This window comes from Aureimonas flava (assembly GCF_003583935.1).
Lineage (GTDB): Bacteria > Pseudomonadota > Alphaproteobacteria > Rhizobiales > Rhizobiaceae > Aureimonas > Aureimonas flava.
Genome location: NZ_QYRN01000009.1, coordinates 101,053 through 126,753, shown reverse-complemented (window position 1 = coordinate 126,753; position 25,701 = coordinate 101,053). Strand labels below are relative to the sequence as shown.

Below are 25,701 nucleotides of genomic sequence, written 5' to 3'. Positions count from 1 at the left end.
CATGCTGTCCTATCTCGCCACGCTCGCCGACGACGCCCAGCTCTTCAACGTCTTCCGCTACATCACCTTCCGCACCGGCGGCGCGATGATCACCTCGTTCATCGTGGTGTTCCTGTTCGGTCCCGCGATCATCGCCAATCTGCGGGTGCGCCAGGGCAGGGGGCAGCCGATCCGCGCCGACGGGCCGCAGACCCACTTCAAGAAGGCGGGCACGCCGACCATGGGCGGGCTGATGATCCTGTCCGGCTTCCTGGTCGCGACGCTGCTCTGGGCCGAGCTGTCCAACATCTACGTCTGGATGGTGCTGCTGGTGACGGTCGGCTTCGGCTCGATCGGCTTCTACGACGACTATCTCAAGGTCACCAAGCAGAGCCACAAGGGCTTCTCCGGGAAGTCGCGCCTCGGCCTCGAGTTCCTGATCGCGGGCGCGGCGGGCGTGATGGTAATCCTGGCGCAGTCCGGCAGCTTCGCGAGCTCGCTCTCGATCCCGTTCTTCAAGTCGCTGCTGATCGACCTCGGCTGGTTCTACGCCGCCTTCGCCGCCTTCGTGATCGTGGGCGCCGGCAACGCGGTGAACCTCACCGACGGGCTCGACGGGCTCGCCATCATGCCGATCATGATCGCGGCCGCGGCCTTCGGCCTGATCGCCTATCTCGCCGGCAACACGAACTTCGCCAACTATCTCCAGATTCACTACGTCGTCGGCACGGGCGAGCTGGCGGTCGTGTGCGGAGCGGTGATCGGCGCGGGGCTCGGCTTCCTCTGGTTCAATGCGCCGCCGGCCGCCATCTTCATGGGCGACACGGGCTCGCTGGCGCTGGGCGGATTGGTCGGCGCCGTGGCGGTCGCCACCAAGCACGAGCTGGTGCTCGGGGTGATCGGCGGCCTCTTCGTGATGGAGGCCCTCTCGGTCATCATTCAGGTGGGCTGGTTCAAGATGACCGGCCGGCGCGTCTTCCTGATGGCGCCGATCCACCACCATTTCGAGAAGCTCGGCTGGACCGAGAGCCAGGTCGTGGTGCGCTTCTGGATCATCGCGCTTCTCCTGGCCTTCGTGGGCCTGTCGACCCTCAAGCTGCGCTGAGGTCGGGGATGATCGCGGCCCGCACGTTCAAGGATCGCACCGTCGCCCTGTTCGGGCTCGGCGGCTCGGGGCTGGCGACGGCCCGCGCGCTGGAGGCGGGAGGCGCGCGCCTCGTCGCCTTCGACGACAATCCGAAGAGCGTCGAGGCGGCGGCTGCGGAGGGCATCCCGACCTGCGACCTGCACGATCTCGACTGGACCGCGGTGGAGGCGCTGGTGCTCTCGCCGGGCGTGCCGCTGACCCATCCCAAGCCCCACTGGGCGGCCGACCTCGCCATCGCCGCCGGCGTCCCGGTGATCGGCGACATCGAGATCTTCCAGCGCGAGCGCGACGCAGGGACGCCCCGCGCGCCCTTCGTCGCCATCACCGGCACCAACGGCAAGTCCACCACCACGGCGCTGGTCGCCCATTGCCTGCGCGCCGCCGGGCGCGACACGCAGCTCGGCGGCAACATCGGCGTCGCGGTTCTGACGCTGGAGCCGCCCGGCCCCGATCGCTTCTACGTGGTGGAGTGCTCGTCCTACCAGATCGACCTCGCGCCCTCGATCAGCCCCACCGTGGGCATCCTCCTGAACCTCACGCCGGACCACCTCGACCGCCACGGTACGATGGAGAACTACGCGGCCATCAAGGCGCGGCTCCTCCAGGAGGCCGGAACGGCGGTGATCGGGGTGGACGACGACTACTGCGCCGGCATCGCCGACTGGCATGAGAGCGAGGGCAACGTCGTGGTTCGCATCTCCAAGGAGCGCGCGCTGTCCGACGGCGTGTTCTTTGCGGACGGCGAGGTGCGGGTCGCCACGGGCGGCACGGTCGCCGCGCGCTTTCCCCTGGCGGGCATCGGCTCGCTGCGCGGGCGCCACAACGGCCAGAACGCCGCCGCCGCCGTGGCGACGCTTCTGGCGCTCGGTCTCGACCACGACGAGGTTCTCGCCGGCCTGCGGTCGTTTCCGGGCCTCGCCCACCGCATGGAGGAGGTCGGCCGGCAGGGCCGCGTCCTCTTCGTCAACGATTCCAAGGCGACCAATGCGGACGCCGCCGCGCCCGCGCTCGGCAGCTTCGAGCGCATCCACTGGATCGCCGGCGGCCTGCCCAAGGAGGGCGGCATCGCCTCGCTGGAGCCGCTCTTCCCGCGCATCGCCAAGGCCTATCTGATCGGCGAGGCCGCGCCCGCCTTCGCCGCCGCGCTTGGTGAACGAATTCCTTACGAAATCTCCGGTACCCTGGACGTCGCGGTCGAGGATGCGGCGCGCGACGCCGCCCGGACCGGTGAGGAGGAGGTCGTGCTCCTGTCGCCGGCCTGCGCCAGCTTCGACCAGTTCCGGAATTTCGAGGTGCGGGGCGACACGTTCCGCCAGCTTGTGGCCGCGCTGCCCGCGACCGAACTCTCAGCGAAGGGTTGAGCCATGTCGAGCCGCGCCAAGAAGGGTCTCATCACGGACTGGTGGTGGTCCGTCGACCGCTGGTTCCTGGCCGCCTTCCTGATCCTGATGATCGGCGGTATGGTCCTGTCCTTCGCCGCCAGCCCGCCGGTGGCCGAGAAGATCGGCCTGGAGCCGTTCCACTTCGTGAAGCGCCACGCGCTGTTTCTGTTTCCGTCCATCGCGGTGATGCTGGCGACCTCCCTGCTCACCCCGCGCGGCATCCGCCGCATGTCGATCGTGATGCTGGCCGCCTCGCTGGTCATCATGGTGATGGCGCTGTTCTTCGGCATGGAGGTCAAGGGCGCGCGGCGCTGGATGGACTTCGGCCCGCTGACGGTGCAGCCGTCCGAGTTCATGAAGCCGGCCTTCGTGGTGGTCTGCGCCTGGCTCTTCGCCGAGCGCTCGCGCCGGCCGGACGTGCCGGGCAACCTGTTCTCGATCATGCTCCTTCTGGTCGTCACCGCGCTGCTCGTCGCCCAGCCCGACCTCGGCCAGACCATCCTGACCGCCGCCACGTGGAGCTGCATGTTCTTCATGGCGGGCCTCTCCTGGGTGTGGATCGTCATGCTCGGCGGCATCGGAATGGTCGGCTTCCTGGGCGCCTACACCGTGTTCCCGCACGTCGCCTCGCGCATCGACCGATTCCTGACGGGCGAGGGCGACACCTACCAGGTCGACACGGCGCGCGAGGCGATCCTGTCGGGCGGCTGGCTCGGCCAGGGGCCGGGCGAGGGCACGATCAAGCGCATGCTGCCCGACAGCCACACCGACTTCGCCTTCTCGGTGATCGCCGAGGAGTTTGGCATCGTGTCCTGCATGGCGCTGGCGGCGGTGTTCTGCTTCGTCGTGCTGCGCGGCCTGACCATCGCGTTCAGCCAGCGCGACACGTTCAACCGGTTGGCCATCTCGGGCCTCGTGATGCTGTTCGGCCTCCAGTCGATCATCAACATGGCCGTGAACCTGCACCTGATGCCCGCCAAGGGCATGACGCTGCCCTTCATCTCCTACGGCGGCTCCTCCATGATGGCGGTCGCGATCTCGGCCGGCTTCGTGCTGGCGCTGACCCGCAAGCGCGCCGAGAACGTATCGCAGACCGACCGGCTGGTGGAGCGCACGCTCGCCTTCCAGGTGCCCCATCCCGCGCGCTGACGATCAGGCCATGACCGCACCCATCTTCCTGTGCGCCGGCGGGACCGGCGGCCACCTGTTTCCGGCGGAAGCCCTGGCGCACGAGCTGCGCGCGCGCGGCCACGCGGTCCATCTCGTCACCGACGAGCGGGCGGGGCGCTACGCCGGCAGCTTCCCGGCGGACGAGACGCATGTCGTGCCCTCGGCGACCTTCGGCTCGCGGAACCCCGCAGCCGTGCTTCGCTCCGGGCTGAAGCTGTGGACCGGCTATCGCGGCGCGATCGCCCTGATGAAGCGCCTGCGACCGGTGGCCGTGATCGGCTTCGGCGGCTATCCGACCCTGCCGCCGATGATGGCCGCCGTGCAGCTCGGCCTGCCGACCGCGATCCACGAGCAGAACGCGGTGATGGGCCGGGCCAACCGCTTCCTGGCGCCCCGCGTGCGGCGCGTCGCCGCCGGCATTCCGCAGACCGGCGCGGACGGCGCGGTGGCGGCCAAGACCACGGTGACCGGAAATCCGGTGCGCCCGGCGGTGCTGGAGGCGGCGGCCGAGCCCTACCGAGCCAGCGGCGAGGGCGAGCCGTTCGAGCTCGTGGTGTTCGGCGGCAGCCAGGGCGCGCGCTTCTTTTCCGATGCCGTGCCGGAGGCGGCCAAGCTCCTGCCGCCGGCGGTGCGCGCCCGGCTGCGCGTGACCCAGCAGGCGCGGGCCGAGGACGAGGCGCGCACCGTCGCGGCCTATCGCGAGCTCGGCATTCCCGCCGAGGTCTCGCCGTTCTTCGGCGACATGGCCGGGCGCATCGCCAAGGCGCATCTCGTGGTCAGCCGCGCCGGCGCCTCCACGGTGTCCGAGCTGTCGGTGATCGGCCGTCCATCGATCCTGGTGCCCTATCCGCACGCGCTCGACCACGACCAGGCCGCCAACGCGGCACGCCTGCAGGGGGCGGGCGGCACGATCGTCTCGCAGCAGTCCGACCTCTCGCCCGAGCGCCTGGCCGGTCTCGTGACGATGGTCGCCAACGACGCCGACAAGGCGGTGACGATGGCCGGCGCCGCGCGCGCCCAGGGCATTCCCGAGGCGGCGCGGTTGCTTGCCGATCTCGTGGCGTCTATGCCGGACGCCGCCGCGGGGCGCTGACCCCTCCACGACACGACCAGAGGAGCCGGCCATGAAGATGCCGCCCAATATCGGCCCGGTGCATTTCATCGGCATCGGCGGCATCGGCATGAGTGGCATCGCCGAGGTGCTGGTCAATCTCGGCTACACGGTGCAGGGATCGGACGCGTCCGAGAACGCCAACGTCCAGCGGCTGCGCGACAAGGGCGTCACCGTCCATGTCGGCCATGCCGCCGAGAACCTCGGCCTGGCCGAGGTCGTCGTGGTGTCGACCGCCATCAAGCGTTCCAACCCCGAGCTGTCGGCGGCGCGCGAGCGCCTTCTGCCCATCGTGCGCCGCGCCGAGATGCTGGCCGAACTGATGCGCTTCCGTCAGGCCATCGCCATCGGCGGCACGCACGGCAAGACCACCACCACCTCCATGGTGGCGACGCTGCTGGACGCCGGCGGCATGGACCCGACCGTGGTCAACGGCGGCATCATCAACGCCTACGGCACCAACGCCCGGATGGGCGAGGGCGAGTGGATGGTAGTGGAGGCCGACGAGAGCGACGGCACCTTCCTGAAGCTGCCGGCGGACGTCGCCGTGGTCACCAACATCGACCCCGAGCACCTCGACCACTACGGCACGTTCGACAAGGTGCGTGCCGCCTTCCGCGCCTTCGTGGAGAACGTGCCCTTCTACGGCTTCGCCGTGATGTGCCTCGACCACCCGGAGGTGCAGACGCTGGTGTCCGAGATCGAGGATCGGCGCATCATCACCTACGGCGAGAATCTCCAGGCCGACGCGCGCTTCCAAAACGTGCGCGCCGAGGGGCCGCGCTCCACCTTCGACGTGACGATCCGCGACCGCATCACCGGGGCGACGGCGACGATGAAGGACCTCGTCCTGCCGATGCCGGGCCGGCACAACGTTAGCAACGCCGTGGCGGCCGTCGCGGTCGCCCACCGCATCGGCATCGACGAGGCCGCGATCCGCAAGGGGCTCGGCTCGTTCGGTGGCGTCAAGCGCCGTTTCACCCATACCGGCCAGGCGCTCGGCATCGATGTCTACGACGACTACGGCCACCACCCGGTGGAGATTCGCGCCGTCCTGTCGGCCGCGCGCTCGGCCGCCTCGGGCCGTGTCGTCGCCGTGGTGCAGCCGCATCGCTACACGCGCCTCCAGTCCCTATTCGCGGACTTCGCCGCCTGCTTCAACGACGCCGACACGGTGATCCTGGCGCCCGTCTATTCCGCGGGCGAGGAGCCGATCGACGGGGTGGATTCGGTGATGCTGGCCGAGCGCCTGCGCCTCGGCGGCCATCGCGACGCCCGGCTGATCGACGGCCCGGCCGAGCTCGCTCCGCTGGTTCACCGCGTGGCCGAAGCCGGCGACATGGTCGTGTGCCTCGGCGCCGGGTCGATCACCACCTGGGCCTATGCCCTGCCGAAGGAACTCGAGGCGCTGGGACGGGAGGCTTGAGCGAGCTCTTCGCCGCGCTCGCCGATCCGGCCCTCGGCCTTCGCGGCAGGCTGCAGGCCGGGGCGGACCTTTCCAAGATCACCTGGTTCCGCACCGGCGGGCCGGCGGACCTGATGTTCCAGCCCGCCGACGAGGCGGATCTCGTCGCCTTCCTCGCCGCGCTGCCGGCCGAGGTCCCGCTGACCGTCGTCGGCATCGGCTCCAACCTCCTGATCCGCGACGGCGGCGTCGGCGGCGTGGTGCTGCGTCTGCCGGCCAAGGGGTTCGGCGAGGTCGAGGCGATCGGAAGGGGGCGCATCCGCGCGGGCGCCGCCGCCAGCGACAAGCGGGTGGCGGCGGTGGCGTGCGAGGCGGGCATCGGCGGCTTCCACTTCCTGCACGGCATTCCGGGTTCCGTCGGCGGCGCGATCCGCATGAACGGCGGCGCCAACGGCGTGGAGATGGCCGACCGGCTGGTGGAAGCGCGGGCGCTCGACCGCCGGGGAGGCGCGCATGTGCTTTCCCGGGCCGACATGGGCTTCTCCTATCGCCATGCCGACGCGCCGGAGGACCTCGTCTTCGTTTCGGCGGTGCTGGAAGGACCGGAGGCCGACCGCAACGACATCCGCCGCGCCATGGACGAGGTGCAGCACCATCGCGAGACGGTGCAGCCGGTGCGCGAGAAGACCGGCGGCTCGACCTTCAAGAACCCGCCGGGCACCTCGGCCTGGAAGGAAGTGGATCGGGCCGGCTGTCGCGGTCTACGCGTCGGCGGTGCCGAGATGTCGGCGCTCCATTGCAACTTCATGCTGAACGTCGGCGAGGCCACGGGGCACGACCTCGAACTCCTCGGCGAGACCGTGCGCCGCAGGGTCCACGAGACGAGCGGCATTCTCCTGGAATGGGAGATCCGGCGGCTCGGCCGCTTTGCGCCCGGCGCCGAGGTCGAGCCGTTCCGGCCCTAGCACCCCGTCTTTTCGCCCTCGCGCAGGGCCTTCCTCGAGACTCCGTCTCCCTCCATCCACCCGAAGGCCAGGTTGCGCGCCAGCGACGCGGCATACCGCCGGTTGAAGGGCTCCGGGATGCGCTTGGCCTCATCCCAATAGCGGCGCAGATCCGCGACGGCGGCCTTCAGATAGGCAGTCGACGAGAAGCGACGCATCGGCGAGATGCCGTTCTCGCGAAAGGTCTGCACTGTGATCTGCGGTCTCATGATGGATACTCCCCTGTGAAACAGGGGAGATCCGTCCGACGGGTTCTCCTTCACCGTGCCGAGATAACGTGTGACGTTGGCTCGAATGAAGCGTCGGGATCGAGGCTGAAGCACTCTCTCGAATACATACGCTTGCGGGGATCGTGGGACCAGAACCACAGTGCCCATCATACGGGACCCCAGGAGTTCCGTGCCGTGTGCTGCCGACCCCTCCGCGAAGACGATCGTGTCCGCTTTGCGATAATGATCCATCTGGACAGCGAACGGATGGTTCTCCGGTCGGAAAACGGTGAACCCCTCTTCGTGGAGGATGCGTTCGAAATACTCCTCCCCAAGGATCGATCCGAGCTTCGGAAGAGCCGAGCGGGATACGTAGATCTTCTTCGGCCGCTCGACGGCTCCGCAGATCTGGTCCAGCCGATCCCCTGAGAACGCGGCCAGCCGGTCGAGATAGGACGCCTTCGGATGGCCGCCCCAACACGCCCCTTGCTCGAACACGTGAAGCCGCTCAACGATCGTGTTTCGTCTGATGACGACCGAGTTTCCAGCATCGATGCCGAGGAAATGCAGGATGTCCTGGATGTAGGAAGCCGCCGTTTCGATATCGGCAGGTGTCGGCGTTTCCCGCGTCGAGATGAACAGCAACGGATATCCAGCGCCGTGATGGTGCGCCGATACGATCCGGTGGACCATCTCGGACAAGAAGTGTCCGAAGTGATCGTACAGCGGGCCGGCGTAGTAATAGTCTCCGCTCAGGCGATCGTCGTAGGCCGTATCGGCCTGGAAGTGATCGTAGGGCGCTGAATTGCGATGGTGGCGAAGACGCTGCTGCGCCGGATCGGTGAGGACCGGGCCACCCCGGAAGCCGATTGGCGCATCGACGATCGGATACAGGAATGCCTGGACCTTCGCCTCTTCGACGCAGGCATACGCGACCTGTTCCGCCATTTTCCACCGCCAGACCGTGATCGTTCGCCCGGACAGGCGCACGACGTTTCATCCACGACTATACCGTCCGAAGCATCTGATATCGCGGCACAGCCTCGCCTGCACCGGCTTTGGCGAAAAATTCGCCCTTCGCTCACAGGTCGGCGGGCGGAGAGCAGTGCAGACGCATTCGGCTCCGTTCGGCCTCCGGAAAAGGTAAACGCCGTCTCTTCAAACGGCCTTACGATTTTCTTGATCCTGCCACGGTCGGTTAACCACCGCTTAACCATCCTCGGGCGATGAATGGTTCCTGACCCTTAATGGATGGGATTCCCGGTCGATGACCTCGCATGTCGCAGTGCTGTTCGGTGGCTTCTCGTCCGAAAGGCCCGTGAGCCTTTCGTCGGGCAAGGCCTGCGCCGAGGCGCTGGAGGCCGAGGGCTTCCGCGTCAGCCGCGTGGATGTCGGCCGCGACGTGGCGGCGGTGCTCAAGGATCTGGCGCCGGACGTGGCCTTCAACGCTCTGCACGGGCCGTTCGGCGAGGACGGCACGATCCAGGGCATCCTCGAGTTCCTCCAGATCCCCTACACGCATTCGGGCGTCCTCGCTTCGGCCCTCGCCATGAACAAGGTGAAGGCCAAGACGATCGCCAAGGCGGCCGGCGTCCCGGTGGCCGATCACAAGATCCTCGACCGCCGTGCGGTCGCCAAGGCCCATGCGATGGCGCCGCCCTACGTGGTGAAGCCGATCGCGGAGGGCTCGTCCTTCGGCGTGCTGATCGTGCGCGCCGACCAGGAACACCCGCCCCAGCAGTTGCACGGCGCCGAATGGGCGTTCGGCGACGAGGTCATGGTGGAGCGCTTCGTGCCGGGGCGTGAGCTGACCTGCGCCGTGATGGGCGACGTCGCGCTGCCCGTGTGCGAGATCACCACGGAGGGCCACGCCTTCTATGACTACGATTCCAAGTACCTGCCGGGCGGCTCGCAGCACGTCATTCCGGCCGAGATCCTGCCCGCCGTCGCCAGGCGCGTGCAGGAGGCGGCGCTGGCCGCCCACCGCGCGGTCGGCTGCCGGGGCGTGTCGCGCTCGGACTTCCGCTACGACGACCGCTTCGGCGACAAGGGCGAACTGGTCTGGCTGGAGATCAACACCCAGCCCGGCATGACGCCGACCTCGCTCGTGCCCGACATCGCGCGCAAGGCCGGCCACTCGTTCGGCGAACTCCTGTCCTGGATGGTGAGGGACGCCTCATGCGCCCGTTGAACGAAGCCCCGATGTTCCACCGCGTCAGCCCGATCGTGATGCGTGTCCAGCGCCTCGGCCGGAAGACCGTGGTGTGGATCCGCAACGTGCGCGAGATGCCGCTGCCGCGCTTCCGGACGCTGGCCGTCGGCCTGCTGGGCTCCACCGCCGTCTACGGCATGGTGCTGGGCGGCCATACCACGGCGGTGATCGACGCGGTGGCCGAGCCGCTCGGCATGTCGATCGAGACCGTGGACGTGACGGGCTACGCGGAGACGAGCGAGATCGACGTGCTCCAGACGCTCTGGATGGCCGGCGCGCAGACGCTGCCGGCGCTGGACGTGACGGCCGCGCGCGAGGCGATCGAGGCGATGCCCTGGATCGAGAGCGCGACGATCGAGAAGGAATATCCCAACCGGGTGAAGATCGCGCTCGTGGAGCGCAAGCCCTTCGCGCTCTGGCAGCGCGATAAGGATCTGTGGATCGTCGACCACGACGGCCGCGAGATCGTGCCCTACGCCACCACGCGCTTCACCGACCTGCCGTTCGTGGTGGGGCCGGGCGCGGCGCGCGAGGCGGCCGACATCCTCGACAAGATGGCGCTGGTTCCCGAGCTCGACCAGCGGATCAAGGCCTATGTGCGGGTCGGCGACCGGCGCTGGGACCTGCGGCTCGACAACGGCGTGGTGATCCGCCTGCCCGAGCTCGACCCGATCGAGGCGGCGGCCACCGTGATGCGAGTGGACCGCAACGAGGGCCTCCTGGCCCGCGACATCGTCTCGGTCGACATGCGCCTGTCCGACCGGATGGTGGTCAAGCTCACGCCCGCCGCCAAGCAGCGGTGGGACAAGGTCGTCAAGGAACGCGACAAGCTCTGGAAGCAGGCTCAGAAGGAAAAGCCGGTATGAGCCTCTTCTCCAAGCCCACCGACGATCTGCCCCGGATCAGGAAGCCCTCGGACCGCCGCGTGCGCACCATCTCGGTGCTCGATGTCGGCTCCTCCAAGGTCACCTGCCTGATCGCCAGGCTCAAGCCTCGCCCCGAGAGCGAGGTCCTGCCGGGCCGCACGCACGTGGTCGAGGTCATCGGCATCGGCCACCAGCGTTCGCGCGGCGTGAAGTCCGGCGTCGTGGTGGACCTCGAAGCCGCCGAGAAGTCGATCCGCTTCTGCGTCGACGCCGCCGAGCGCATGGCCGGGCTCACGATCGAGTCGCTGATCGTGTCCGTCTGCGCCGGCCGGCTGAAGAGCCTGCGCGGCTCGGCCCGTGCGGCCGTGGAGGGCGCCGAGGTCGGCGAGCTCGATCTTCGCCGCGTCCTCAACCAGGCCGCGCGCCACCCCTTGCGCGACGGTCGCGTCGCCCTGCACCGCGTGCCCTTCGACCTGTCGCTCGACGGGGAGGGGAGCCTGGAGAACCCGGTCGGCATGACCGGCTCCGAGCTCGGCGCCGAACTCCACATCCTGTCGGCGGAGGAAACCCCGCTGCGCAACCTGGAAGCGGCGATCAACCGCGCCCACCTCGTGGTCGAGGCCTTCGTCGCCACGCCCTATGCGAGCGGCCTGTCCACGCTGGTGGACGACGAGGCGCTGATGGGCTCGGCCTGCATCGACATGGGCGCTGGCTCGACCACGATCTCGATCTTCCAGAACGGCCACTTCGCCTATGCCGACGCCGTCGCGCTGGGCGGCCACCACATCACCATGGATCTGGCGCGCGGCCTGTCGATCCGCCCCGAGCAGGCCGAGCGGCTGAAGGTGATGCACGGCAACGCGCTGCCCAGCCTGATGGCCGACGGCGAGACCGTCTCGGCGGCGCCGCTCGGCGACGAGGCCCACGACCAGCCGGTGCAGGTGTCGCGCTCCTTGATCGCGCGCATCATCCGCCCGCGCGTGGAGGAGACGCTGGAACTGATCCGCGACCGGCTCGCGGCGTCCAATCTCGGCCACGTCATCGGCAAGCGGGTCGTTCTCACCGGCGGCGCCAGCCAGCTCGCCGGCCTGTCGGAGGCGGGGCGCGCACTGCTGAACCGCAACGTCCGGCTCGGCCGGCCGGTCGGCGTCGCGGGCCTCTCGGCCTCCAACAAGAGCCCGGCCTTCGCGACGGCCGTCGGCCTCCTGATCTATCCGCAGGTCGCGGCCGCCGAACACGTGCCCGAGCAGTCCATGATCGATTTCGCGCTCGACCCGCGCACGCGCGTCGGACGATTCGGATCCTGGCTCCGGCAGAGCTTCTGACAAGCTTCGCGTGCGAAGCTCACCCACCCGAACCCCAAATCGGTGCGCGCCGCGCACCGGCCAACAGACCCGAAGGCCGCGCGGCGAACCGGCCCAGACGCAAAGGAAACCACGATGAGCATCACCCTGCAGAAGCCGGACATCACCGAGCTGAAGCCGCGGATCACCGTGTTCGGTGTGGGCGGCGGCGGCTGCAACGCCGTCAACAACATGATCAACGCCGGGCTCGAGGGCGTCGAGTTCGTGATCGCCAACACCGATGCCCAGGCGCTGCGCTCCTCGCGCGCCGAGCGCGTGATCCAGATGGGCGTCGCCGTGACCGAGGGTCTGGGCGCCGGTTCGCAGCCCGAGGTGGGCCGCGCGGCGGCGGAAGAGTCGCTGGACGAGATCTGCGATCACCTCCTCGGCTCGCACATGTGCTTCGTCACCGCCGGCATGGGCGGCGGCACGGGCACGGGCGCCGCGCCCGTGGTCGCCCGCGCGGCGCGCGAGAAGGGCATCCTGACGGTGGGCGTCGTCACCAAGCCGTTCCACTTCGAGGGCCAGCGCCGGCTGCGCATCGCCGAGCAGGGCATCGAGGAGCTGCAGAAGAACGTCGACACGCTGATCGTCATTCCGAACCAGAACCTGTTCCGGATCGCGAACGACAAGACCACCTTCGCCGACGCCTTCGGCATGGCCGACCAGGTGCTCTACTCGGGCGTCGCCTGCATCACCGACCTGATGGTCAAGGAAGGCCTGATCAACCTCGACTTCGCGGACGTGCGCTCCGTGATGCGCGAGATGGGCAAGGCCATGATGGGCACGGGCGAGGCGTCCGGCGAGGGCCGCGCCATGGCCGCCGCCGAGGCCGCCATCGCCAATCCGCTCCTGGACGAGACCTCGATGAAGGGCGCCAAGGGCCTCCTCATCTCCATCACCGGCGGGCGCGACCTCACGCTCTTCGAGGTGGACGAGGCCGCCACCCGCATCCGCGAGGAAGTCGACCAGGACGCCAACATCATCCTCGGCGCCACCTTCGACGAGAGCCTGGAAGGCGTGATCCGCGTGTCGGTGGTCGCCACCGGCATCGACAAGGCCGCGATGGAGGTCTACGGCCACGCCGCCGAAACGCGCGCCGCCGCCGCCGTGGCCAGCCGTCCGGCACCGCAGCCGGCTCCCGCTCCGGCCTATGTCGCCCAGCCCGCCGCGATGGCGCAGCCCGTCGCGCCGGCGCCGGTCGCCCAGGCTCCGGCCGCGACCTTCGCCGCCCCGCAGCCGGCCTACCAGCCGGCCCCTGCGATGGCCGACATCGAGGACGACTTCACCGCCGCTCTCGAGGCCGAGATCGCCCAGGTCGCGCCGCGTGCCCCGGCTCCGCGCCAGCCGGTGCAGCAGCCCGCCCAGGCCCGCATGCCCCGCGTGGAGGACTTCCCGCCGGTGGTGCAGGCCGAGATCGAGCGCCGCGCCGGCGTCGAAGCGGCGGGCGACGAGCGGGGTCCGATGGGTCTCCTGCGTCGCCTGACCACCGGCCTGTCGCGCCGCGAGGAGGACGAGGCGCTGCTCGCCGATCCGGTCCGTCCGGCCGCACAGCGTCGTCCGGCCGAGGCCAGCCCCTACGCGCCGCGCCGCCAGGCGGCCGACTCCGCGGCTCGTCCGCAGAGCCAGGTTCGCCAGCCGAGCGAAGAGGATCAGCTGGAAATCCCGGCCTTCCTGCGTCGTCAGTCCAACTGACGGTCACAAACTCAGCGCCTTTTGGTGCGGCCCGCCCTCGCAAGAGGGCGGGCCGTTCTCGTTAACAGGTTGATTTCGCAATCGTAAATCAAACATTAAGCCGCTTTCCGGTAACACAGGGTAAGAAAGCGTGATTTGGCCTTATTTGGGCCGAGACCTAGTTTTCGGGGCAGTTTCAGACACTTCGCGTGTGCTTGCGGAATCCATGTCGGGATCGTCCGGACGCCGAGAAGAGTTTCCTGCCCCGGGCGCGATCGTTCGGCGCGCGGCAGGCCGGTATAAGGATGAGTATCACGTGGTCAGTCAGCACACGATCGGAGCGCGCATCGGTTTCGAGGGCGTGGGGGTTCACAGCGGCACGCTGGTGGAACTGTCGCTGCACCCGGCCGAGCCCGACACCGGCGTCGTGTTCCATGTCTTCGAGGCGTCGGGCCTGGTGCACGAGATCCGCGCCGTGTCCGGCAACGTGACCTCGACCGACCTGTCCACCATCGTCGGCGACCGGCGCGGCGCGCACGTGGCGACGATCGAGCACATCATGGCCGCCCTCTACGCGATGGACGTCGACAATGTCGTGGTCCAGATCGACGGCAACGAGATCCCGATCATGGACGGCGGCTCCGACGTCTTCGTGCGCGCCATCGAATCGGCCGGCCTCGTCGCCCAGCGCGCCCCGCGCCGCTTCATCAAGGTGCTGAAGCCGGTGCGCGTCGAGCTCAACGGCGGCTATGCCGAATACCATCCGCACGAAGGCACGCGGTTCGAGGTGGAGATCGACTTCGCCACCGCCGCGATCGGCCGCCAGCGTTTCTGCGCCGACCTGAGCCCCGCCGTGTTCCGCGACGAGCTGGCCCGGGCGCGCACCTTCGGCTTCATGAAGGACGTGGAGCGGCTCTGGGCATCGGGCCACGCGCTCGGCTCGTCGCTGGAGAACTCGGTGGTGATCGGCGACGACGATCGCGTGATCAACCCGGCCGGCCTTCGCTATCCGGACGAGTTCGTGCGTCACAAGGTGCTGGACGCCGTGGGCGACCAGGCGCTGGCCGGCGCGCGCGTCCTGGGCTGCTACCGCTCGTTCAAGGGCGGCCACCGCCTCAACGCCATGGCGCTCCAGGCGCTCCTCGCCGATCCGTCGGCGCATGCGCTGGTCGAGGTGTCGGGCCGCCGGGCGGAGCCCGTTCGCCAGTCCGGCATGGCCGCTCTGGCCGTGCCCGCGCTCGGCCCGCAGGTGCTCTGAGCCATCCCGAGCCTCGACAGGTCTTAAAAAAGGCGCCTTGGCCTGTCGTGAAGCGTTGTCGCGATGCGGGACGTTGGCTAGGAAGGTGTCCCGTTGGGACGGTCCGCGTCCGTCCGGGGAAGCCAGGGGGAACCAGTTCGATGGGAATCAAGATGCCGCTGACCGGCCGCTTTCCGGTCGTGCCGATGGCACTGGCCATCGCCGCGTCCGGCCTTCTTCTCTCGGGGTGCATGTCCTCGAAGGACACGGACATCGACGCCCTGGCGCTCGCCTCGCAGACCGAGCCGGCCGACGTGCTCTACAACCAGGGCCTCGCCAATCTCGAGGGCGGCCGGCTGAAGGAGGCCTCCGCCAAGTTCGAGGCGATCGACCGGCAGCACCCCTATTCCGAGTTCGCCCGCAAGGCGCTGGTGATGCGCGCCTTCTCCAGCTACCGGACCGGCGACTACGACGAGGCCGTCGCCTCCTCCCGCCGCTACCTGTCGCTCTATCCGGGCTCGGAGGACGCGGCCTACGCCCAGTACATCATCGGCCTGTCCTACTTCCGCCAGATGCCGGACGTGACGCGCGACCAGTCCGACACGGCGCGCGCCGTGCAGGCGATGCAGGAGGTCGTGGACCGCTATCCCGACAGCGAGTACGCCGAGGACGCGCGCACCAAGCTGCGCGTCGCCAAGGACCAGCTCGCTGGCAAGGAGATGCAGGTCGGCCGCTACTACCAGGAGCGCCGCGAGTACATCGCCGCGATCAACCGCTTCAAGAACGTGGTCGACACCTATCCCGAGACGCGGCACGTGGAGGAGGCGCTGGCACGCCTCACCGAGAGCTACTACGCGATGGGCCTGACCCAGGAAGCACAGGCGTCCGCCTCGGTCCTGGGGCAGAACTTCCCCGAATCCGAGTGGTATCGCGACTCCTATGCGCTGCTTCAGTCCAACGGTCTGCAGCCGCGCCAGGGCGGGGCGACGTCCTGGTTCAGCAATGCGACGCGCGCCATCACCGGCGCGGACCGCACGCCGGCGGCCAGCCGCGCTCAGGCCGACGCCACCGTGCTGAGGCCGCCGGCGCGCGGCTGAGGGCGCCAGATCGAGGAAGGCCGGCATCCGCCGGCCTTTTTTCGTTTCCGGGGCCGGCCGGCATCGCCCGCCCTTCTCAGCGCGCGGGTGCGTCCATATCTTCGCGATTGCCATTCTGCCCGAGCCGGTCTAGCCCTTCTTCCGCATGCTTGTTCACCTTTCGATCCGCGACATCGTCCTCATCGACCGGCTCGACCTCGCGCTGAACGACGGCCTGTCGGTGCTCACCGGCGAGACCGGCGCCGGCAAGTCGATCGTGCTCGACGCCCTCTCGCTCGCCCTCGGCGGGCGCGGCGACGGGGGGCTGGTGCGCCACGGCTCCAAGCAGGGTGAGGTGTCGGCGGTGTTCGACCTGCCCGCCGCCCATCCGGCGCGCCGGCTTCTGGCCGAGAACGGTTTCGACGACGACGGCGACCTCATCCTGCGGCGCGTGCAGAGCGCCGACGGCCGAACCCGCGTCTTCATCAACGACAGACCCTCCAGCGTCGGCCTGATGCGCGAGGTGGGCGCCAGCCTGGTCGAGATCCACGGCCAGCACGATGACCGCGCGCTGGTGGACCCGGAAGCGCACCGGCTGCTTCTCGACGAGTACGGCGGGCTTGCCGGCGAGGCGGCGGCCGTGTCGCGCGCCTTCGACGACTGGCGCCGGGCGGAGGCTGAGCTCACGCGCCACCGCGCCCGCGTCGAGGCCGCCGCGCGCGAGGCCGACTACCTGCGGGCCTCCGTGGAGGAACTCTCCGACCTCGCCCCGATCGCCGGCGAGGAGGAGGAGCTCGCCGAAGAGCGTCAGCGCATGATGCGGTCGGAGAAGGTCGCCACCGACGTCAACGACGCGCACGAGGAGCTTTCGGGCCAGGCCTCGCCGATCCCGGGCCTCGGCAGCCTGCTGCGCCGGCTGGACCGCAAGCGGGACGAGCTTCCCGGTCTTCTGGACGAGGTGATCGAGCGGCTGGAGGCGGGGCTCGACGCGCTCTCCGACGCGCAGATGAGCCTCCAGGGCGCGCTGCGTACGCTGGAGTTCGACCCGCGCGCGCTGGAGCGGTGCGAGGAGCGCCTGTTCGCGCTGCGCGCCGCCGGCCGCAAGTACAACGTGCCCGTGGACGACCTTGCCGACCTCACGGCGAAGATGGTGGGCGACCTTGCCGATCTCGACGCCGGCGAGGAGCGCCTCGGCCATCTGGACGCCGAGGTGGCCGTCCGGCGCGACGCCTTCGACCGGCTGGCGGCCGACCTGTCGGCCCGGCGGCACGAGACGGCGGGGCATCTCGCCGAGGCGGTGATGGGCGAGCTGCCGGACATGAAACTCGAGCGCGCCGCCTTTCTGGTGGAGATCGCGACCGACGCGCAGGCGCGCACGGGCGCGGGCATCGATACCGCCGAGTTCTGGGTGCGCACCAATCCCGGCACGCGCGCCGGGCCGATGATGAAGGTGGCGTCGGGCGGCGAGCTGTCGCGCTTCCTGCTGGCGCTCAAGGTGGTTCTGGCCGACAGGGGCTCGGCTCCGACCCTGGTGTTCGACGAGATCGACACCGGGGTCGGCGGCGCGGTGGCCGACGCGATCGGCCGGCGCCTGGCGCGGCTCGCCTCGCGCGTCCAGGTCCTCTCCGTCACCCACGCGCCGCAGGTGGCCGCGCGCGCGACGACGCATCTCCTGATCTCCAAGGCCGAGACCGTGCCGGGCGACGAACGCTTGTCGACGCGGGTGGCGACGATCGACGTGTCCGCGCGGCGCGAGGAGATCGCCCGCATGCTGGCCGGCGACACCGTGACCGACGAGGCGCGGGCGGCCGCAGCGCGGCTGATCGGCCACCCCGGCTGAGCGGCCGGCCGGCGACGCGGGATTTTTCGCCGGGCCGCTCCAGAATCGGTGTACCCGCGTGATCGACGTTTCTCAGCCGAGCCTCCCATGTCCGACCTTCCCGACCTCGACCGGATGACCCCCGACGAAGCGGCCGCCGAGCTGGAACGGCTGGCGCTCGAGATGGCAGGGCACGACCGGCGCTACTACGAGGACGACGCGCCGACCGTCACCGACGCCGAGTACGACGCGCTGCGCCGGCGCAACGCCGAGATCGAGGGCCGTTTCCCCGCGCTCGTGCGTCCCGATTCGCCCTCGCGTAAGGTGGGCGCCGCTCCGGCCGCCAAGTTCGCCAAGATCCGGCATGCGGTGCCGATGCTCTCGCTCGACAACGCCTTCTCGGACGAGGACGTCGCCGACTTCGCCCGGCGGGTGCGCCGATTCCTGGGCCTCGGCGAGGACGCGCCGCTCGCCATCACGGCCGAGCCGAAGATCGACGGGCTCTCGCTCTCCCTGCGCTACGAGAAGGGCCGCCTCGTCTCGGCCGCGACGCGCGGCGACGGGCAGGTGGGCGAGGACGTGACCGCCAACGCCCGCACGCTGGACGACATCCCGGCAAGGCTCGTCGGCTTCGCGCCGGACGTGTTCGAGGTGCGCGGCGAGGTCTACATGACCCATGCGGATTTCGCCGCGCTCAACGCGCGCCTGCTGGCGGAGGCCGGCGGCGGGGAGGGGGAGGCGGCCAAGGCCGCGCGCCAGTTCGCCAACCCACGCAACGCCGCCGCCGGTTCGTTGCGGCAGAAGGACGCCAAGGTTACCAGGACGCGCCCGCTGCGCTTCTTCGCCTATGCCTGGGGCGAGACCAGCGAGCTGCCGGCCGCCACGCAGAGCGAGGTGGTGGCGGCGCTGCAGGCGATGGGCTTCCAGACCAACACCGTGCCGCAGTTCGGCGGCGCCGAGCCGCTGATGCGCCGGCTGGACACCGTGGACGGGCTGATCGACCACTACCGGCGGATCGAGGCGGCACGGGCCGGGCTCGGCTACGACATCGACGGCGTGGTCTACAAGGTGGACGACCTCGACCGGCAGCGCGAGCTCGGCTTCGTGTCGCGCGCGCCGCGCTGGGCGATCGCGCACAAGTTCTCGGCCGAGCAGGCCACCACGACGGTCGAGGAGATCGTCATCAATGTCGGGCGCACCGGCAAGCTCGCCCCACTCGCCAAGCTGACGCCGGTGACGGTCGGGGGCGTCGTGGTCTCCAACGTCACCCTGCACAACGAGGACTACGTCGCCGGGCGCGACGCCGACGGCCAGCCGATCCGGGGGGGACGCGACGTGCGCGTCGGCGACACCGTGGTGATCCAACGCGCGGGCGACGTGATCCCGCAGGTGGTGGACGTGGTGATCGAAAAGCGGCCGGAGGGTTCCGAGCCCTTCCCGTATCCCGACCATTGCCCGATCTGCCATTCGAAGGCGGAGCGCGAGATCAACCCGCGCACCGGGCGCCTCGATTCGGTGCGCCGCTGCACGGCCGCCATGACCTGCCCCGCCCAGGCCAAGGAGGGTTTGAAGCATTTCGTCTCCCGCAACGCCTTCGACATCGAGGGGCTGGGCGAGAAGCTGGTGGAGGCCCTCTACGACGGCGAGCTCGCCCGGCAACCCGCCGACCTGTTCCGGCTGCCCTTCGAGCCGGTGAAGCGGCTGATCGAGGAGCGCGCCCTCGCCAACCGGCTGGAGAACGAGGCAGCCGAAGACGCGGCGCTCGCGGCCGAGGGCAAGGCGCCGAAGAAGCGCGGCGCCCGCAAGGCCTACGACTACACCAAGGCCACGCAGAACCTCTTCGACGGGATCGAGGCCCGGCGCACCGTGGCGCTGGACCGCTTCGTGTTCGCGCTCGGCATTCCCGAGATCGGCGAAAGCTCGGCCAAGGCCTTGGCGAAGCACTACGACGACGTTCCTCACCTCTTGGACGGCATCGCCGGGGCGGCGCGCCAGCAGCCGGGCGAGGCCTGGGCCGAGCTCGGCGCCCTGTCGCGGATCGGCGGCAAGACCTTCGACCGGCTGATGGAGCTTTCGGACGAGCGGCTGGGCGACGGGGAGTTCGATCCCTTGCGCGACGACGATCTGTCGCTGACGTCGCCCCAGCGCGTCGCCCTGCGCGAACGCTACGGAGAGGGCGAGGCGCTGCGGAGGGCGATCGGGCGGGCGAAGGCCGGGGCGCCCGGCCCGGACTTTCTCGAACTCACGAGGGATTCCGACATCGGCACGGTGGCGACCCTGTCGCTGATCCACTTCTTCGGCGAGGCGCACAACCGCGAGGCGGTGGAGGCGCTGCTCGCGGCGGGCGTGTCCACCACCAACGAGCGGGCGGCGCCGCCGCCCGCGTCCTCGCCGGTGATGGGCAAGACCGTGGTCTTCACCGGCACGCTGGAGCGGATGACGCGCTCGCAGGCCAAGGAGCGGGCGGAGGCGCTGGGTGCCAAGGTCTCCGGCTCGGTGTCGAAGAAGACCGACCTCGTGGTGGCCGGGCCCGGCGCCGGGTCCAAGCTCGCCGACGCGCAGAAGCACGGCGTCGAGGTGATCTCCGAGGACGACTGGCTTGCCCTGGTGGGCGAAGCCTGATTCAGACGGGGACCTCCCGTTTTCCGGATCCGCATGACCGTCGTCGCCCTCGATTTCGAGACCGCCAACCGCAGCCCGGACAGCGCCTGCGCCATCGGGCTTGCCTTCGTGGAGGGCGGCGCCGTGACGCGCCGTTTCCACACGCTGGTGCGTCCGCCGGAGCTCGACTTCGATCCGTTCCACATCCGCGTCCACGGCATCCGGCCGGAGGACGTGCTCCACGCACCGAGCTTCGCCGAGGTCTGGCGCGACATCGCGCCCGTCTTCGACGGGGCGTTGGTGCTCGCCCACAATGCCTCGTTCGACATGGGCGTCCTCCAGCGCACCGCCGCGCGTCATGGGCTGGCGCTGCCCCGGTTCCGCTCGTTCTGCACGGTGGCGATGGCGCGCCGCCTCTGGCCGGAGGAGCCGAGCCGCAAGCTTTCGGCGCTGGCCGCGCGCTTCGGCATCGCCTTCCGCCACCATGATGCCGGCGAGGATGCCTTCGCCTGCGCCGCGATCGCGCTGGAGGGCGTGCGCCACGCCGGCGCGCGCGACATCGGCGAGCTGGCCGAGACCTCCGGGCTCGCGAAGGCCGTCGCGGCCGGCGCGGCACCGAAGGCGGGCGGCGTGGCGGCCCGCGCCCTGGCCGCGCGGGGCGCCGCGGCGACGAGCCGTCTTCGTTTCCGCGTGGCGGGAAGCCGCGGCACGCCCTACGAGATCGAGGCGGTGCGGGGACCGCGCGGCGACATGCGCCTCGCCTGCACCTGCCCGGCCTCGCGCTTCCGCTCCGACTGCAAGCATCGCGCCGCGCTCCGGCTGGGCGATCTCGGCGCCGTGGTCGGCCTGACGCCCGAGATCGAGCGGGAGCTGCTGCGCCTGTTCGCGGCCGGCCGGCGCGGCGCCGCCTGAGCGGCCGCGCCCACGAAAGAGCCCGCCGGTTCCGGGGGGAACGGGCGGGCCGATCGGGCGGATGTCGGGAGGCGAGGGCGGTCAGCCCTCCTGGATCGCCGAAAGCTTCCACTCGTCCTTGAAGTCGCGCAGGAAGGTCCAGACCTCGGTGGACTCCACCGGGGTCGAGCCGCCTTCACGGATGGCGCCGGTCTCGCGGTCGCGCACGGTCTCGACCATCGAATAGCGCATCGCCACGGTGGCGAATTCGCGCGATCCTTCCTTCCAGCTCTCCGCGACGTCGCCCTGCAGCAGCGTCACGTCGCTCGCCTCGACCCGGATGCCCTTGGAGGCGTTGGTGGCCAGTTCCTCGGACAGGTAGGAGGCGACCTCGGGCGTCGTGATCTCGCGCAACGCGGCGTAGTCCTCGCGGCTGAACGCGTCCTGCAGCGTCCGGAGGCGGTTCTCGAAGATGTCGAGGTCGGCCGCCGTGATGCGGAGCTGGTCGACGCCGGCCGCCGTCGGGGCGGCCGCGCCCTGCGGGCCGTTATAGCCGCGCGCGCCGGCCGCCTGTCCGCCCTGGGGAGCGCGCTGGCCGAGGCCCTCGAACATGGTCCGGTCCCCGCCCGCGTTCGGACGACCGCCGGCCATCGCGGCGCTCTCGGAGCGGCGGCGGAACATGCGCACCAGGAACATGATGGCGAGGCCGATCAGCAGGGCCTGGACCAGGAAGCCCAGCATGCCGGCAAGGCCGCCGAAGCCGGTGCCCATCAGCAGGCCGAACAGACCGCCGATCACGAGACCGCGCATCAGCGCGCCGCCGAAGCCGCCGCCGAACATGCCCGTGCGCGCGCCCGGGCGCGCGGCGGCCGCAGCGCCGGCCGCGGGCGCGGCGGTGCCGGGCGAGGTCATGGACCGCTGCACGGGCGCGGCGGCGGGCGCCGTGTTGGTGGGCGGCGCGGACTGGTAGGTGCGCGCGCCGCGGCTGCCGAAGCTGCCGCCACGTCGGGCTTCGGCGTAGTCGACCGCCGCGAGCGAAAAGGTCAGCGCCAGCACGCTCATCAGAGCCATGCCGCGCGTCTTGGCCGAAGTGCCCATGAGGGTCGATCCTCCCGATATGCCGTTATGCGTCGGGCTCCATATAGGTGCCCGGCTTTCCGGCTGGAAAGGATTCCCCGCCTCCGCGGCGCGCCCGGGCGATCACAAGTTCGACAGGGTCGGAACGGGCGGCCTCAGCCTTCGGCGCCTTCCCAGCGAGCCAGGAAGTGCTCGGCCGACAGCGACTGCATGTCCGGGATGGCGTCGAAGAGCCGGGCGGGGGACCAGTCCCACCAGGCGAGAGCGAGGAGCCGTTCGGCCACGTCGGGCGTGAAGCGCGGGCGAAGCACACGGGCGGGAACGCCCGCCACGATCGTGTAGGGCGCGACGTCGCGCGTCACCACGGCGCCGGCACCGACCACGGCGCCCGTGCCGACGCGGACGCCCGGCAGCACCACCGCGCCGTGCCCGATCCATACGTCGTGGCCGAGCGTCACGCGGCGCTGGAGCCGGCGCTCGCGGAACGCGTCGTCCACGCCCCGCCAGCGGAAGTATTCGTTGGGCCGGTAGGTGATCTTGTGGGTGGAGACGCGCTCCACCGGGTGTTCCAGCGCGTTGATCCGCACATGGGCCGCGATCGAGCAGAACTTGCCCACCTCGGCATGCGTGGCCTCGCCGCCGCGTTCGAAATAGGAGTAGTCGCCCACCACGACGTCGCGCAGCACCACGCGCGGGCCGATGTCGCAGTGGCGGCCGAGGCGGGTCTGCTTCAGCTCCGCGCTGGGATGGATGCGCGGCTCGTCCGGCCTGAACCGAAGATCGTCGTTTCCCGGATCGGCTTCGCTCATCGTCGCCCCTGGCCCCGTTCGTCGCGGCTTGGAGCCGGCGGAGCATTGCTGTATCCGAGACCGCGACATGGGAGCAACGACATGACCGACCCGACCCCGCGCAAAGGCCGCCGCCGGCTGCCGGCGATGCGCTTCGCTCTCTGGTTCCTCGTGGCGGCCGTGCTGGCGCTTCTGGTCCTCGTGTGGACCTTCGGACGGGCGGAGATGGCGCAGGTGACCGAGGGGGCCGACCCCTACGGCACGGCGTTCACGCTGGTCGACCAGAACGGCGCGCCGGTCACCGAGGCGGTGCTGCGCAGCCGACCCACGGCCCTGTTCTTCGGCTTCACCCATTGCCCGGACGTCTGCCCCACGACGCTCTACGAACTCTCGGGCTACCAGAAGGCGCTGAAGGAGAAGGGCGAGAGCTTCGGCATCGTCTTCGTGACCGTGGACCCGGAGCGCGATACGCCGGAGATCCTGAAGACCTATGTCAGCGCTCTATCGTCCGACATCACCGCCGTGACCGGCGCGCCGGACGCGGTGGCCGCCATGCTCAAGGGATACGGTGCCTATTCGCGCAAGGTCGAGCAGGGCGACGACTACACGATGGACCACACGGCGTCCGTGATCCTGCTCGACCGGACGGGGCGTTTCGTCGGCACCATCGCCTATGGCGAGGATCCCAAGACGGCCGAGGGCAAGCTGGAGCGCCTTGTCACCTTGTGACGGGGCAGGGCGGCCGCGTCGCCGCCGGAAAATCGAGGAAACGAGGTCGTCTTGGGTCAGGTCCGATACTACGCGCGTTCGTCGCGCGCGCCCGCCGAAACGCTTTATGGCCGGCTCGACGCCTGGTTCGGCGAGGACGGGTCGCCGGTGGCCTTGACCGAGATCGACGAGAAGGCCGCGCTGTTCGAGGTCTCCGTCTATTTCGAGGAGGCGGAGGCCGTGGACGAGGCGGCGGTGCGCGAGGCCTTCGGCGATCTCGCGCCCGAGCGCGAGGACCTGCCGGACATCGACTGGATGGCCGAGGTCCTGGCCGGCCTCAAGCCGGTGCGCGCCGGGCGCTTTCTGGTGCACGGGGCGCACGACCGCGACAAGGTGCTGCCCAACGACCTGTCGATCGAGATCGAGGCGGGGCAGGCCTTCGGCACGGGGCACCACGGAACTACGGCCGGATGCCTGTCGGCCATCGAGAGCGTGGTGCGCCGGCGCCGGCCCCGCAACGCGCTGGATCTGGGCACCGGCAGCGCGGTGCTGGCGATCGCCTTCGCCAAGCTGGCGCGCCGGCCCGTGCTGGCGACCGACATCGACCCGGTCGCGATCGCCGTGGCGCGCGAGAACGTGCGCGCGAACGGCGTGTCGCGCCATGTCGAGACGGCGACCGCGACCGGGTTCGGCTCGCCCGCCTTCCGCCGCCATGCGCCCTTCGACCTCGTGATCGCCAACATCCTCGCCGGGCCGCTGATGCAACTGGCGCCGCAGGTGGCGCGCCACCTGTCGGACGACGGCGACGTGATCCTCTCCGGCATCCTAGAGCGGCAGAGGGAGGCGGTCCTGGCGGCCTATCGCATCCAGGGCCTGTTCCATCGCCGCACGCTGCTTCGCGGCGAGTGGGTCACGCTGCACCTGTGCCGCAACCGGGTGGGGGCGGTCTGACCCTCCCGCATTTCACGAGCGGGCCGGGCGCACGAAAAAGGGCCCGGCCAATGGCCGAGCCCTCGTGAAATCGCATAGGACGATGCGCCCGTCTCCGGGCGAAGCTTTAGGGGCGCTGCGGCGCACTCGCCTCGAACATCGAACCGCGACGCGAGATCATGTGGATCATCGGCTCGGTCTCGAGATACATCGGACGCGCGGTTCCATGCGCGAAACGGCTGGACGGGCGGGACCGGTCGGCCCCCGGACGGCGTGCGCTGGCGCCGATTTGCGTCGGGAAGGACCCGGTACGTTCGGTGCGGACGTTGATCATGCGAACCTCTTGGGACATCTCTCTCGTGCTCCCGGGTTCTCATATGCTGCATCGCCGCACGGCGAGCTATCCCATCCGGTGCATAGGTTCCGTGCCGAGGACGCAGGGCATTTCATGGCCGATCTTCATGATCCGTTCATGATCGCCGCGACAACGCTGCTGCGGCGAGGGTTCAGCCGTTGCCGGCAGCCCGTTCGAGCCGATCGCCGACCATGGCCAGGGCGACATCCATCGCCTCCAGCGACTGGTCGATCTCCCGTTTCTGGTCGAGCAGCACGACCTTCTGCTCGGTCATTCGCTCCAGTGCCACCTCGAGCTGCTTCCTGGCGCCGTCCGGCTGGTGGTAGACGTCGATGATCTGCTTGGCCTCGGTCAGCGAGAAGCCGAGCATCTTGGCCAGGAGCACCAGCCGCAGCCGCATGCGGTCTCGGCGGGAGTAGATCCGGGTGGTGCCCTGCCGTTCGGGCTGCAGGAGACCGCGATCCTCGTAGAACCGGAGCGTGCGCAGCGACACGCCGAACTCGCGCGCGAGATCGCCGATCCGGTAGCTGTGGTCGCCCCCCTGTGGGTCGTGATGGTCGCACGCAAGGAGGTCCGCGATCGCGAGCCTTGTGTCCGTGCCCTCGCCAGGGTCGTCCGATACGGGATGCTTCATGATGTCTCACTCATCACCCGCGGTTGTCACACGGGTGTTATGTAGTTGCGGAAGCGATTTCGTAAGCTTGCCGCATAAAAAAT

The 25,701-nt window shown here is 69.9% G+C and carries 21 protein-coding genes; 17 read left to right on the top strand and 4 right to left on the bottom strand.

The window, feature by feature from the left end; genetic code table 11:
• The first annotated feature begins 1 nt into the window (after position 1).
• Genes mraY through murB form a run of 6 tightly spaced genes read left to right on the top strand, consistent with a single transcriptional unit; the run spans position 2 to position 7,159 of the window.
• Positions 2–1,084: a phospho-N-acetylmuramoyl-pentapeptide-transferase gene (gene mraY / locus D3218_RS16590; protein ID WP_119541189.1), complete on the top strand. Its 1,083-nt coding sequence runs from the start codon at positions 2–4 to the stop codon at positions 1,082–1,084.
• Positions 1,085–1,092: 8 nt separating this feature from the next.
• On the top strand, positions 1,093–2,487 hold the full coding sequence (gene murD / locus D3218_RS16585; protein ID WP_119541188.1) for a UDP-N-acetylmuramoyl-L-alanine--D-glutamate ligase: 1,395 nt from the start codon (positions 1,093–1,095) through the stop codon (positions 2,485–2,487).
• 3 nt (positions 2,488–2,490) lie between these two features.
• Positions 2,491–3,657, top strand: coding sequence for a putative lipid II flippase FtsW (gene ftsW, locus D3218_RS16580; protein ID WP_119541187.1), 1,167 nt, complete (start codon positions 2,491–2,493; stop codon positions 3,655–3,657).
• A 10-nt stretch (positions 3,658–3,667) separates the two neighbouring features.
• Positions 3,668–4,771, top strand: a complete 1,104-nt coding sequence (murG, locus tag D3218_RS16575) for an undecaprenyldiphospho-muramoylpentapeptide beta-N-acetylglucosaminyltransferase (RefSeq protein WP_119541186.1) — start codon at positions 3,668–3,670, stop codon at positions 4,769–4,771.
• Positions 4,772–4,802: 31 nt separating this feature from the next.
• Entirely contained in the window at positions 4,803–6,215 is a 1,413-nt protein-coding gene (murC, locus tag D3218_RS16570) for a UDP-N-acetylmuramate--L-alanine ligase (RefSeq protein WP_119541185.1), read from the top strand.
• On the top strand, positions 6,212–7,159 hold the full coding sequence (gene murB / locus D3218_RS16565) for a UDP-N-acetylmuramate dehydrogenase (RefSeq protein WP_119541184.1): 948 nt from the start codon (positions 6,212–6,214) through the stop codon (positions 7,157–7,159). The genes murC and murB overlap by 4 nt, the downstream gene beginning before the upstream one ends.
• Here murB and D3218_RS16560 read toward each other — a convergent pair.
• Positions 7,156–8,397, bottom strand: coding sequence for a glycosyltransferase 61 family protein (locus D3218_RS16560; RefSeq protein ID WP_136625125.1), 1,242 nt, complete (start codon positions 8,395–8,397; stop codon positions 7,156–7,158). The two genes, murB and D3218_RS16560, sit on opposite strands and share 4 nt — an antisense overlap.
• A gap of 277 nt (positions 8,398–8,674) precedes the next feature.
• Between D3218_RS16560 and D3218_RS16555 the strand changes: the two genes are divergently transcribed.
• The 9 genes from D3218_RS16555 (at position 8,675) to D3218_RS16515 (ending at position 21,147) form a co-directional block, all read left to right on the top strand.
• Positions 8,675–9,598: a D-alanine--D-alanine ligase gene (locus tag D3218_RS16555; RefSeq protein ID WP_119541182.1), complete on the top strand. Its 924-nt coding sequence runs from the start codon at positions 8,675–8,677 to the stop codon at positions 9,596–9,598.
• A complete protein-coding gene (locus D3218_RS16550; protein WP_119541181.1) occupies positions 9,586–10,485 on the top strand; it encodes a cell division protein FtsQ/DivIB in 900 nt (299 codons plus the stop codon). The genes D3218_RS16555 and D3218_RS16550 overlap by 13 nt, the downstream gene beginning before the upstream one ends.
• Entirely contained in the window at positions 10,482–11,810 is a 1,329-nt protein-coding gene (gene ftsA, locus D3218_RS16545) for a cell division protein FtsA (RefSeq protein WP_119541180.1), read from the top strand. Before D3218_RS16550 ends, ftsA begins: the two co-directional genes overlap by 4 nt.
• A gap of 114 nt (positions 11,811–11,924) precedes the next feature.
• Complete coding sequence (ftsZ, locus tag D3218_RS16540) at positions 11,925–13,523, top strand: cell division protein FtsZ (protein ID WP_119541179.1); 1,599 nt, start codon at positions 11,925–11,927, stop codon at positions 13,521–13,523.
• A gap of 295 nt (positions 13,524–13,818) precedes the next feature.
• The gene (lpxC, locus tag D3218_RS16535) at positions 13,819–14,760 is read left to right on the top strand and encodes a UDP-3-O-acyl-N-acetylglucosamine deacetylase (RefSeq protein ID WP_245415084.1); all 942 of its coding nucleotides are present in this window, start codon (positions 13,819–13,821) and stop codon (positions 14,758–14,760) included.
• A gap of 140 nt (positions 14,761–14,900) precedes the next feature.
• Positions 14,901–15,836: an outer membrane protein assembly factor BamD gene (locus D3218_RS16530; RefSeq protein ID WP_119541177.1), complete on the top strand. Its 936-nt coding sequence runs from the start codon at positions 14,901–14,903 to the stop codon at positions 15,834–15,836.
• Between the two features lie 145 nt (positions 15,837–15,981).
• Complete coding sequence (gene recN / locus D3218_RS16525) at positions 15,982–17,655, top strand: DNA repair protein RecN (RefSeq protein WP_119541176.1); 1,674 nt, start codon at positions 15,982–15,984, stop codon at positions 17,653–17,655.
• An 87-nt stretch (positions 17,656–17,742) separates the two neighbouring features.
• Positions 17,743–20,256: an NAD-dependent DNA ligase LigA gene (ligA, locus tag D3218_RS16520; protein WP_119541175.1), complete on the top strand. Its 2,514-nt coding sequence runs from the start codon at positions 17,743–17,745 to the stop codon at positions 20,254–20,256.
• A gap of 33 nt (positions 20,257–20,289) precedes the next feature.
• On the top strand, positions 20,290–21,147 hold the full coding sequence (locus D3218_RS16515; protein ID WP_119541174.1) for a 3'-5' exonuclease: 858 nt from the start codon (positions 20,290–20,292) through the stop codon (positions 21,145–21,147).
• An 81-nt stretch (positions 21,148–21,228) separates the two neighbouring features.
• Here D3218_RS16515 and D3218_RS16510 read toward each other — a convergent pair whose 3' ends face one another.
• Together D3218_RS16510 and D3218_RS16505 are read right to left on the bottom strand one after the other, a co-directional pair.
• Positions 21,229–22,224 carry a Tim44 domain-containing protein gene (locus D3218_RS16510; protein WP_119541173.1) on the bottom strand — a complete coding sequence of 332 codons (996 nt, stop codon included), beginning with the start codon at positions 22,222–22,224 and terminating at the stop codon, positions 21,229–21,231.
• A 134-nt stretch (positions 22,225–22,358) separates the two neighbouring features.
• Entirely contained in the window at positions 22,359–23,012 is a 654-nt protein-coding gene (locus D3218_RS16505) for a DapH/DapD/GlmU-related protein (RefSeq protein WP_119541172.1), read from the bottom strand.
• A gap of 81 nt (positions 23,013–23,093) precedes the next feature.
• Here D3218_RS16505 and D3218_RS16500 point away from each other — a divergent pair, with 81 nt between their 5' ends.
• The gene (locus D3218_RS16500) at positions 23,094–23,720 is read left to right on the top strand and encodes an SCO family protein (RefSeq protein WP_280959977.1); all 627 of its coding nucleotides are present in this window, start codon (positions 23,094–23,096) and stop codon (positions 23,718–23,720) included.
• 51 nt (positions 23,721–23,771) lie between these two features.
• Positions 23,772–24,650 (top strand): 50S ribosomal protein L11 methyltransferase, encoded by an 879-nt coding sequence (locus D3218_RS16495; protein WP_119541171.1) that lies wholly within the window; start codon positions 23,772–23,774, stop codon positions 24,648–24,650.
• Between the two features lie 485 nt (positions 24,651–25,135).
• Here D3218_RS16495 and D3218_RS16490 read toward each other — a convergent pair whose 3' ends face one another.
• On the bottom strand, positions 25,136–25,618 hold the full coding sequence (locus D3218_RS16490) for a MerR family transcriptional regulator (RefSeq protein WP_119541170.1): 483 nt from the start codon (positions 25,616–25,618) through the stop codon (positions 25,136–25,138).
• Between the last annotated feature and the right edge of the window lie 83 nt (positions 25,619–25,701).